Origin of the sequence: Aeromonas sp. ZOR0001, assembly GCF_000801015.1 — a bacterium.
In the GTDB taxonomy this organism is placed as follows: domain Bacteria; phylum Pseudomonadota; class Gammaproteobacteria; order Enterobacterales; family Aeromonadaceae; genus Aeromonas; species Aeromonas veronii.
Map to the genome: position 1 here is coordinate 1 of NZ_JRJY01000165.1, position 10,321 is coordinate 10,321.

8 protein-coding genes and 1 pseudogene are annotated in these 10,321 nt (G+C 55.4%); 7 read left to right on the top strand and 2 right to left on the bottom strand.

Annotation, left to right across the window (positions count from 1 at the left end; all coding sequences use genetic code 11):
* From recD to L972_RS19705, 4 genes are all read left to right on the top strand, one after another.
* A partial coding sequence (gene recD / locus L972_RS19685) for an exodeoxyribonuclease V subunit alpha (RefSeq protein ID WP_047440499.1) occupies nt 1-1,322 on the top strand: 1,322 nt, incomplete at its 5' end.
* 26 nt (nt 1,323-1,348) lie between these two features.
* The gene (locus L972_RS19690; RefSeq protein WP_047440501.1) at nt 1,349-2,914 is read left to right on the top strand and encodes a hypothetical protein; all 1,566 of its coding nucleotides are present in this window, start codon (nt 1,349-1,351) and stop codon (nt 2,912-2,914) included.
* 356 nt (nt 2,915-3,270) lie between these two features.
* Complete coding sequence (locus tag L972_RS19700) at nt 3,271-3,750, top strand: GNAT family N-acetyltransferase (protein ID WP_047440505.1); 480 nt, start codon at nt 3,271-3,273, stop codon at nt 3,748-3,750.
* 267 nt (nt 3,751-4,017) lie between these two features.
* Nucleotides 4,018-5,016, top strand: coding sequence for a sensor domain-containing diguanylate cyclase (locus L972_RS19705; protein WP_047440507.1), 999 nt, complete (start codon nt 4,018-4,020; stop codon nt 5,014-5,016).
* A gap of 85 nt (nt 5,017-5,101) precedes the next feature.
* Here L972_RS19705 and L972_RS19710 read toward each other — a convergent pair whose 3' ends face one another.
* Complete coding sequence (locus tag L972_RS19710) at nt 5,102-5,728, bottom strand: porin family protein (RefSeq protein ID WP_043821800.1); 627 nt, start codon at nt 5,726-5,728, stop codon at nt 5,102-5,104.
* A 1,276-nt stretch (nt 5,729-7,004) separates the two neighbouring features.
* Here L972_RS19710 and L972_RS19715 point away from each other — a divergent pair.
* Nucleotides 7,005-7,769, top strand: coding sequence for a helix-turn-helix domain-containing protein (locus L972_RS19715; RefSeq protein WP_005336490.1), 765 nt, complete (start codon nt 7,005-7,007; stop codon nt 7,767-7,769).
* A gap of 49 nt (nt 7,770-7,818) precedes the next feature.
* Here the strand turns inward: L972_RS19715 and L972_RS19720 are convergent, their stop codons facing one another.
* Nucleotides 7,819-8,583, bottom strand: a complete 765-nt coding sequence (locus tag L972_RS19720; RefSeq protein ID WP_047440509.1) for a UTRA domain-containing protein — start codon at nt 8,581-8,583, stop codon at nt 7,819-7,821.
* A gap of 249 nt (nt 8,584-8,832) precedes the next feature.
* Here L972_RS19720 and L972_RS19725 point away from each other — a divergent pair, with 249 nt between their 5' ends.
* Nucleotides 8,833-9,879, top strand: a complete 1,047-nt coding sequence (locus L972_RS19725) for an ABC transporter substrate-binding protein (RefSeq protein ID WP_047440511.1) — start codon at nt 8,833-8,835, stop codon at nt 9,877-9,879.
* A gap of 9 nt (nt 9,880-9,888) precedes the next feature.
* Nucleotides 9,889-10,321, top strand: a pseudogene (locus L972_RS22070) (alkaline phosphatase family protein); the annotation flags it as partial.

Below are 10,321 nucleotides of genomic sequence, written 5' to 3' on the forward strand. Positions count from 1 at the left end.
CATTTGCGGTGATCTCCGGCGGCCCCGGCACCGGCAAGACCACGACTGTGGCGAAACTGCTCGCCATTCTGGTGGAGACCGGCCTGCAAGCGGGCAAGGCCCCGGCGATCCGGCTGGTGGCCCCCACTGGCAAGGCGGCGGCGCGCCTCACCGAGAGTATCGGCTCTGCCCTGCAGGCCCTCGATCTGCCCCCCGAGTGGGTCGAAGCGATCCCCACTGAGGCGGGCACCCTGCACCGGCTGCTCGGGGTCATTCCGGGGCGCAGCCAGTTCCGCCACCACGCGGGCAACCCGCTGCACCTCGACCTGCTGGTGGTGGATGAGGCCTCCATGGTCGATTTGCCGATGATGGCGCGCCTGCTCGATGCGCTGCCAAGTCACGCCCGCCTGATCCTGCTCGGCGACAAGGATCAGCTCGCCTCGGTGGAGGCGGGGGCCGTGCTCGGCGATATCTGCAGCTTTATCGAACAGGGCATCAGCCCGGCGCAGGCGGACTGGCTCTCCCGCCAGACCGGCTACCGCTTGCAGGGCACGCCCGCGGGGGCACCGGTGCGCGACAGCCTCTGCTTGCTGGCCAAGAGCTGGCGCTTTGATCAGCACTCCGGCATCGGTCAGCTGGCGCGCGCCTGCAACAGCGGCGATGCCACGGCGGTGGAATCAGTCTGGGGCGCAGGATTCGCCGATATCAGCCTGCACCCCTGGGCGGGGGAGGCCTACGATGCCCTGATTGCCCAGGGGGTGGCCGGTTACGGCAGCTATCTGAAGGCGGCCCGAGCGGGGGAAGCGCCCGCCGCCGTATTCAAGGCATTCAACAGCTTCCAGATCCTCTGCGCCCTGCGCGATGGCCCGTTCGGGGTGCTGGGGCTAAACGAGCGGCTCGAACTGGCCCTGTCACGGGCTGGCCTGATCGCCCGCGATGGCGACTGGTATGCCGGTCGCCCGGTAATGGTGGTGCGCAACGACCACGGCGTCGGCCTCTACAACGGCGATATGGGGCTCTGCCTGCCCGATGAAACTGGGCGGCTCAAGGTCTGGTTCGAGCAGCCGGACGGCACCCTGCGCGCCCTGTTGCCCAGCCGCTTGCCGCCCCACGAGACGGTCTACGCCATGACCATCCACAAATCCCAGGGCTCGGAGTTTGCCCATACCGTGCTGGTGTTGCCCGACAGCCCCAGCCCGCTGCTGACCCGCGAGCTGGTCTATACCGGCATCACCCGCGCCAAGGCGCGCCTCGATCTCTACGGCGATCGCGCCCTGCTGTCACAGGCAGTACGGAAAAAGACTGAGCGTTATTCCGGATTGGCGGAGAGGTTGGGGGCGTGAGCGATTAGATTGAAACGAGTTCATTTATGAAAAATAATTTTCTTTCATTTATAGGTATTCGAGGGGAAAATATGGAAAAATTAGATAAGTCAGATTTTAATAAAGAGAAGGAATATATTTGGAAACGGCTGTCAGAGCTAACTCAAGAATTGGATGAGAAAGCTAACTCTGAAGATTTGAAAAATTTAGCAATGAGTGTGCCTGAAAGCTTAAAAGATGCGGCGCAATCATCTAGAAAAACGTCTGAGTATAGGAACAAAGCTCAAAAGGCCAAGGATGAGGCGGAGCTGGCAAAGAACATTATTGATAGTTTTAAGTCAGATTCAGAATCTGCCTATGAACGTATTAGTGAGATTGATAGTTCTTCTGAACGCATCCATGTCAAACTTCAGGCGTTACTAGCCAATGCTGATTCTAAGTATGAAGATTTAGTTACGGCATATGATGAGTCAACTGCTGCTATTGGGAAAATAAAAGCAATAACTCAAGAGCATGACGCGCTTGTTGAAACGGTTAACTATATTCATGAGTATAAAGAAGAGTGCGACTCAAACCATGGTAAGATAAAAAACCTGTTGTCACAATCTGCAGCGTTGAAAAGAGAAATCGATAATGTTCATGACGAGATATTTGGATATGAAAGTACGGATACCGATAGTGAAACGACAACTAGGGTTGAAGGACTTCGTGAGAAGTTAGCTAAGACATATAAAGAGCTGCGTGCTGAGTTGTCTACGCTATCAGGCGATATTGAAGACCATAAATCGAAAACGAGTTTGTATTTAAAAGAGTTAAAGTCTGATGCTGAATTAAAGTATGAAGAATATGTTTCTAACTGCAATGAATCTTATGAGGATGTATTGCAACGTATTAGGAAGCTATTACCACAGGCAATGACTGCAGGACTCGCATCTGCATACAATGATAAGATAGAGACAGAGATAGCAGAGCAAAATAAACATGAAACGTCCTTCAATAAGGCAATATTTTATCTTTTCTTAATATCGCTTCTTCCTTTTGCTGTAAACGCGTATAGATTGTTTGCTAGTGAAGATGACCTAGTTACGATTATAAAAGATACGCCGTATTTGCTAAGTGCAATGTTACCATTGTATATTCCTGTTTTATGGTTGGCATATACAACAAACAAGAGTTATAAATTATCTAAGAGACTTATTGAGGAATATACTCACAAAGGTGTTGTAAGTAAGACCTTTGAAGGGTTATCGCACCAAATTGATGAACTGGAAGACCAAAAAATATCTGAGGAACTTAGGGTCAAGCTTCTTTTCAATATCGTATCTGTAAATACAGAGAACCCAGGAAAATTAATTTCTAATTACGACAAGTCAGATCATCCGCTTATGGACGCGCTTGATAAAAGTGCACAACTGGCTGATGCTGTGACGAAGCTCTCTAAAATTCCAGGTTTCTCTGCGATTGCTAAGAAACTAGATGAAAAGGCGAATCAGATTGTTGCGGATAAGGCTGATAAAATTAACTCTGTTCTTGGCGCTGACTTAGATGATGCGGGAAAAGAAGATGCAAAAAATATTGCATCGAAAGATTCACGTCCAGATCAGGCTGCATAATGACATCTTGTATGTTGGGCTTCTCAGGCTCAGCACCAACCTACCGATTGTGTAGGTTGTGGCTGGGCGTAGCGAAGCCCAAAGTTTACCGCGCGCTCTCTTTTATCCTGCCCCTCATCCCCGACCCTTCTCCCGCAAGGGGAGAAGGGAGATTCGGCTTCGTGGATATACACGCGATTGCCAACCTCATATCCCCGATGCTGATTTATTCCCTCTCCCTCCGGGAGAGGGCGGGGTGAGGGGTAGGGTGCAAAGAACGAAGTGAATTGCACCGCTGCTATTTATCTGCCAAAAGGTGTAATGCGCTGCGCTTATTACACCCTACATCCAACCCACACATGACAGGATGTCATTGCTTGAAACTTGAATTTAACACCATCGATCTGGAGCGGGATTACGAGCTCTGTGTGCAGGCGCGCAGGGATGCCTATTTTTGCAGCTTTCATACCCATGATGGTTTTGCCGACTTTATCGACGGCTATCGGGAGCGGATCCGCGAAAGGCTGGGGCAAGCGCAATGGCACTACCTTCATGTCTGGGCGGGTGAACAACGGGTGGGCCAGCTGGAGTTTCGCAGCTTTTCCGATGAGCCCGAGACCGGTTATGTGCAGCTGATTTATCTGTTCCCCGAATATCGTGGCACCGGTTTGGCTGCCGTGTTGCAGGCCTATATTCGCCAGCAGTTGCTGGGGGCGGGTTGTAAATGGGCGATGCTCTCCGTGAGTCGTACCAATGTGCGGGCCTTGAATCATTACCGGCGCTTTGGCTGGGTATTTCTGCGTCCCAATCCGAAACATCAGGAGACGGATTTTTATCGGCTGACTCTGGCCGAGTGACCTCTGTGGGGGGCTCTGGGTATCCCCTCATTTATTCCCATCCCCCAAATGACTGAATCGTGAGTTAAATCCGGTAAATGGGGCGCGCTTGAGCCACACTTATGACCACCCTGATTCAGCCTGCGCCGTGAGTGGCCGGTAACCGGGAAAACGATGGTGCGGTGGGGTTCTGGCTGACAGTTCTGTTGCAATATGCCAAGGTAGCGCCTCACGACAACAGCACGATTCCCCGTGGTGGCGCGGGGCGGAAGAACAAGGATAACTGCTATGGTGCAGGACAGTGACACGATCAGGATCTCGGATGTCAGCGAGGCCGTGGTGCATGGCATTCTGGAGGTGACCAGCGATGGCATCTGGGATTGGCATGCCAATACCGGTTTTGTCTATCGCAACCCCGGCTGGTACCGGATGCTGGGTTATGAGCCTCACTCCCTCGGCAATACCGTCTTCACCTGGGAGAACGTGATCCACCCCGACGATCTGGCGGCTGTGATGGCGAAGTTCGATCTCTGCCTGAGCGGCAGCGTCCATGAGTATCGCGCCGAGTATCGTTGCCGCTGCCGGGATGGCAGTTACCTCTGGATTGAGGATTGCGGCCGCATCATTGAGCGCAATCCCGACGGGTCTGTGGCGCGGATGATCGGTGCCCATCGCGATATCCACGCCAGCAAGTTGTTGCTGGATCAGCTGGAGCGGCGCAATCAGTCGCTGGAGCAGCAGGTTGCCGAGCGCACCGCCGAGCTGGTGCGACTCAACGAGGCGCTGCAACAGAAAGCCGAGGAGAACCGTCTGCTGGCAGAGACCGATGCCCTGACTGGCGCCGCCAGCCGCTATCGTCTGGAGCGGGCGTTGCAGCTGGAGTGCGAGCGGGCGCGCCGCTTCCATCAGCCGTTTACGGTGATCGCCATGGATGTGGACAACTTCAAGCAGATCAACGACAGCTATGGCCACAACGCCGGGGATCAGACCCTGATCAACATAGTGGCGCTGGTGCGTCGCCATATCCGCGAGATCGATCTGCTGGCCCGCTGGGGTGGTGACGAGTTTATGGTGTTGTTGCCCAACACCGGCCGCGAGGATGCGCTGGTGGTGGCGAGCAAGTTTCAGGCATTGATGGCGAGCGAGCCCATCTGCCCCCATGCGCCCGCTACCATGAGCTTCGGGCTGGCGGAGTATCAGCAGGATGAGCAGAAGGAGAGCCTGATGGTGCGCGCAGATCGGGCGCTCTATCAGGCCAAGCAGCTGGGTAAAGACCAGATCTGCTAACGCGGGGTACGGAAAGAAGAGCAGTAAAAAGGGCCGCAGGTTTGAAACCTGCGGCCCTTTTGCATTGTGACTGACGCGGCGCGACTCAGAAGTGGTAGCGCAGACCCAGCTTGAAGGTATCCAGAGAGTAGTGCTCGTCACCCAGGCTCAGGGCGTCGAACTGGCGCTCGTAACCGATACCGGCAGAGAAGTGGTCGTTGAAGGCGTAGTCCAGACCTACTTCCAGATTGGGGTGTACCTTGCTCTTGGTTGCGCTCTCGTTTACCTGACCGCTGAAACCGAGGAGGGTGGCGTTGCCGACAACTTCCACTTCGGTGCGGGTGTAGGCGATACCCGGTTTGGCATAGGCGCTGAAGCCCCAGGCCAGCGGCTGACTCAGCTTGGCGGCCAGGCTGATGCTGCGGGTTTCGATGGTGGTGTCGGCAAAGCCGGTTGCAATCGGGGAGGTTACCCAGGTCAGCTGATCCATCTGTTGGGCGTGCAGGCCACCTTCAACGGCCAGCCAGGGTTTGAAGCTGTAACCCACGATCAGGCTGCCGCCGTCGAGTTGGTCGTCGATCACTTTGGCGTCATAGGCGTCTTTGGCAGCACCATCGAGATCCATCTTGGAGGTGGTCAGATCCAGACCTGCATACCAGCCTTCGGCATGGGCGCCGCCATTCATGGCCAGAGCAAGCAGGGAGAAAGCGGCAATTTTATTAAACTTGTTCATGGATAAATAACCTTGTGTTGCGTGAACTGCGTGTGATTTATATTGCTCAATCCATGAAGCTTTTTATATTTCCGTCATTGCTCTGCTTTCACAGAGGGGCCGCAGTATAGTCAGCATATTTCGGAATAACAAGAGAGTGATTTTCCCATTCTTCTAAATATGACTGGCTGCAAGTAGGGGCATTTTGTTTAATAAATGGTGTTATTAGAGTTTTAGCTTTATTGAGGTTTAAATAATTAACTGGTTAGGCAAATGACAGGCTGAGAGTTCGGTTTTGATTCTATGTGATTGATTTGTAACGGCATTAAATTTTCATTCGAGCATAGCCGTGATGAGTTGTCTAAAAATTGGCATCTCAGATGTCACTCACAGGCGTCAGGCTCTTTTCGATGATTTTTTGAACGCCTCACAAGGTGAAACCGTGAGAAAAAAATCTATCTTTTTGCCTGTTTTTTGCTCTTTTTGAGGTTTGGGATTGTTCCCATTGAGGGTTTTGGTGGTCTTTTGAGGCTGTTTTTACGTGGGCTATGTTACCCACCAGATGAGTGGGTGGGTTCTTATGGGTGGCTTTTCTCTTTACCCGGTAGCAGTTGTTGGGGTGGGCATGAGGCGCGATAAGCAGATATGGGGCGTGCGGCCTGATTAATTTTGTCTGCTTATATACACAAGCCATTTAAAAGATATGCTTTTGGCGTTTTAAATAACTTGATTATATTCGTTCGTATATTTTACGAAGCTTTCCAAGCAGGCCATTTAAATATATTTAATGGCAATGAGACGGTATTGATGGCCGTTTAGGATATCTTGCCAGAACGGTCGTGGTGGCTGGCGCATCAGTGGGCGGCGGGTAGCCGGTGACACTTCCCCTTGCCGGGGCCCTTGACCTGACCTGCGAATTCAGGGAAAAGAAAAGGGCGGTGCTATCAGCGCCGCCCAATGCCAGGAAAGAGAAAAAACCTTACGGTTTAAAAGATAAAAATTTGGAAGCAAACAATCGATTTCTCAACCAGGAAGGGTCTTGAATTCGATACGTTTCGATTATGCGCGATGTTCTATGCAGCACTAGCAAAATGTTTGCGGGTTGAAAGATATGCACTGTCTGGTGTCAGATTTTGCGACCTCATCGTTCAACTGGTCTGTCCTGATGGGCGTTATAGGCGATTTTTTCTCTAGGCTGTTTTTTCGGTGTCAATATCTGAGCCTTGAAGGTAAAAACAGGTCAGAAGCTGACTCGGCATAACCATGCAATGAAAGTGCGATAACAAGGAAGAGTGGCATGACCTACAGCCAGACCCTGGCCAACAATATTCTCGACACCCTGAAGAAGACCCTGACCGACAAGGGGATCCGCTATCAGACCCTGGCAGAAGCCATGGGTGTCTCCATCGCGACCGTGAAACGGATGATGAACAAGCCCTCGCTGCCGTTCGATACTCTGCTGGAGATCTGCCATCTGGTGGGGCTCTCGTTCGAGGAGTTGCTGGATCGCACTCAGGACGCCCAGAGCCGCCGCGCCGTCTTCACTCAGGAGCAGGATGAGGCGTTTCACAACGAGCCGGGGCTCTACGCCTTTCTCGCCAATATCTTCTGGCGCGACAAGACGCTGATCGATCTCAAGCGGGAGTACGGCCTGACCGATGCCTCCTGCTACCTCTATCTGCGCAAGCTGGAGAAGCTCGGCATTTTGCAGCTTGGTATCGACAACAGTTACCACTTCCTGATCAGCGAGCGGATCAGCTTCGAGCAGCACAGCCGTTTCGCCCGCCAGCAGGCACGGCAGGCAATGTCGGTGCTGGGGGAGTATCTGGTGGAGAACATGCACAAGTCGAACAACTATATGGCGCTCTGCCAGCTGCACCTCAACGAGGGGGAGGCGATGGCGCTGATCGACCGGATGAAGGAGTACTGGCATCAGGAGATCAAGCTCAACCGCCCCGCCATCGGCCAGCAGGAGCACGCCAAGACCTACACCATGTCGCTGCAACTGGCCGACTGCGGCTATCAGAGCTTTGACGACATGATCCCCAATATCGACAACTGATCCCGGCGGATCCTGCGGGATCCGTGTCTGCTCGTGAGTCTGAGCGTGGTTACTCTGCCAGTTGCATGGGCTGCGCTGTGGCGATGATGGGTTGCAGCGCCCGGGTATCGAGACAGATACGAATGGCATCCGGCCGCCAGTGCTCGATATCGCAATCCACCAGACCGCCTCGCTCGTCGTAGTTGACCCGCACCAGCCGCAGCACCGCGCTCCCCTCCGCCAGATTGAGGGCGCGGGCGATGGCGCCGCGCGCCGCCGAGGGGGTGATCTCGAGACTCGCCCCACCCTGGCCTATGCCATAGCGCTGCTGATAGAGCTCGGTGAGGGAGCTGGCCAGCGGTGCGCTGGCGATATCGGGAAAGCGGCTGGCCAGCAGATGATGGCTGACGTGGAGCACCGGGCGGCCGTCGATCAGCCGCTGGCGGCGGATCTCATAAAGTGGGGTGAAGGGTTCCAGCCCCATCCAGCGGCACAGCTCGCTGCTGGCAAGCTCGCTGCCGTGGGCCAGCACCCGGGTTTCGGCGGTGCGCTGCTGCTCGCCGATCCACTGGTGAAAGTGGGTGTGGATGGCGGGATCGTAGGTGAGGCGGGGCGGTGCCACAAACCAGCCACGCCGCTCGGCACGGTAGATAAGGCCATCCGCTTCGAGGCTGGAGAGCGCCTCCTTGATGGTGATGCGGGTGGTGGCGAAACGCTCGCTCAGTGCCCGTTCGGCGGGCAACTGCTGCCCGGCCCCCAATTGGCCGCTGCCGATATAGCGGCGCAGGGTCTGGCAAATCTGCTCGCACTTGGAGGATGAGCGACCATCGGCCATGCTCTGTTCGTTTACTCTCTGCTCGCTCAATCTCGGCTCGGTCACACTCTTGTCCCTGTTGCTTATTCAGAAGGTGGATGACTGGAGTAGTCCAGCTTCACTTGGGTTCAGAGTTGTAACCGCTGTGGATGACAGCGCCATGACAGGGTGATTGTCATCAAACTGCCATTAAAGCGCCCCGCCACCGTCACAATTCCCCTCTAGCATCCCTCTCGAACCTTAACTGACCTAGTCCAGAGGGATGGGATGATGAAAAGCGTGATCGCAAGTGCACTGGCTCTGGTGGCCATCAGTCAACCGCTGTTTGCCGCCGAAAATATTGCAGATCTTGAGAAGGCCGCTCGCGGCGAAGGCCAGCTCCACAGCATCGGCATGCCCGACAGCTGGGCCAACTGGAAGGATACTTGGCAGCAGCTGGGCAGCATCTACGGCATCAAGCATCAGGATACTGACATGAGCTCGGCGCAGGAGATCGCCAAGTTCGCCGCCGAGAAGGCCAATGCCACCGCCGATATCGGCGATGTGGGCGGCGCCTTCGGTCCGGTTGCGGTCAAGCAGGGGGTTACCCAACCCTACAAACCCTCCACCTGGGCTGACATTCCCAACTGGGCCAAGGATGCGGACGGTCACTGGATGCTGGCCTATACCGGCACCATTGCCTTCCTGATCAACAAGGATCTGGTCAAGGCCGCCCCCACCAGCTGGCAGTCCCTGCTGGGTGGCGACTACAAGGTGACCCTGGGTGACGTGGGCGTTGCCTCTCAGGCCAACAACGGCGTGCTGGCGGCGGCCTATGCCACCGGTGGTAGCGAGAAGAATCTGAAACCTGCACTGGAGCTGTTCGGTCAGCTGGCCAAGCAGGGCCGTCTCTCCCTGAACGATCCCACCATCGCCAACATCGAGAAGGGCGAGGTGGAAGTGGGTGTGCTGTGGGACTTCAACGCCCTCAACTACCGCGACCAGATCGACCCCAAGAAGTTTGATGTGGTGATCCCGAGTGACGGCTCCGTCATCGCCGGTTACACCACCATCATCAACAAGTGGGCCAAGAACCCCAACGCCGCCAAGCTGGCGCGGGAATACATCCTCTCCGATGCCGGTCAAATCAACCTGGCCCGCGGCTACGCCCGCCCGATCCGCAGCAACGTGACTCTGCCGGATGACGTGAAGGCCAAGCTGCTGCCAGCCGAGCAGTACGCCAATGCCAAGCCGGTGCAGGATCACGCCGCCTGGGAGCAGAGCTCCAAAGCCCTGCCGCGCCAGTGGCAAGAAACCGTCATGATCAACATGCAGTAAGGGAATCCAGTGCAACACAAGGTGATAGTGGTACTTGTGGATGGTCTGGCAGCCGAGGTAGCCCACACCATGGGCTACCTCGGTGGCATGGTGGAGGCGGGGCGGGGCCTGCATACGACCCTGAATGCTGCCCTGCCGTCTCTCTCCCGGCCCCTCTACGAGTGCATCCTGACCGGCGTGCCGCCGGTGGTGAGCGGCATCACCCACAACGGGGTGAGTCGCCTCAGTCTGCATGACTCCATCTTCCATCTGGCCCGCGCTGCGGGTAAACGCACCGCAGCGGCGGCCTACCATTGGGTGAGCGAACTCTACAACCGCAGCCCCTGGCTGGCGGCCCGCGATCGCTTTACCCACGATGAGCTGTTGCCCATTCAGCACGGCTGCTTCTACTGGGATGACAACTATCCCGACAGCCATCTGCTGATGGATGGCGAGTGGCTGG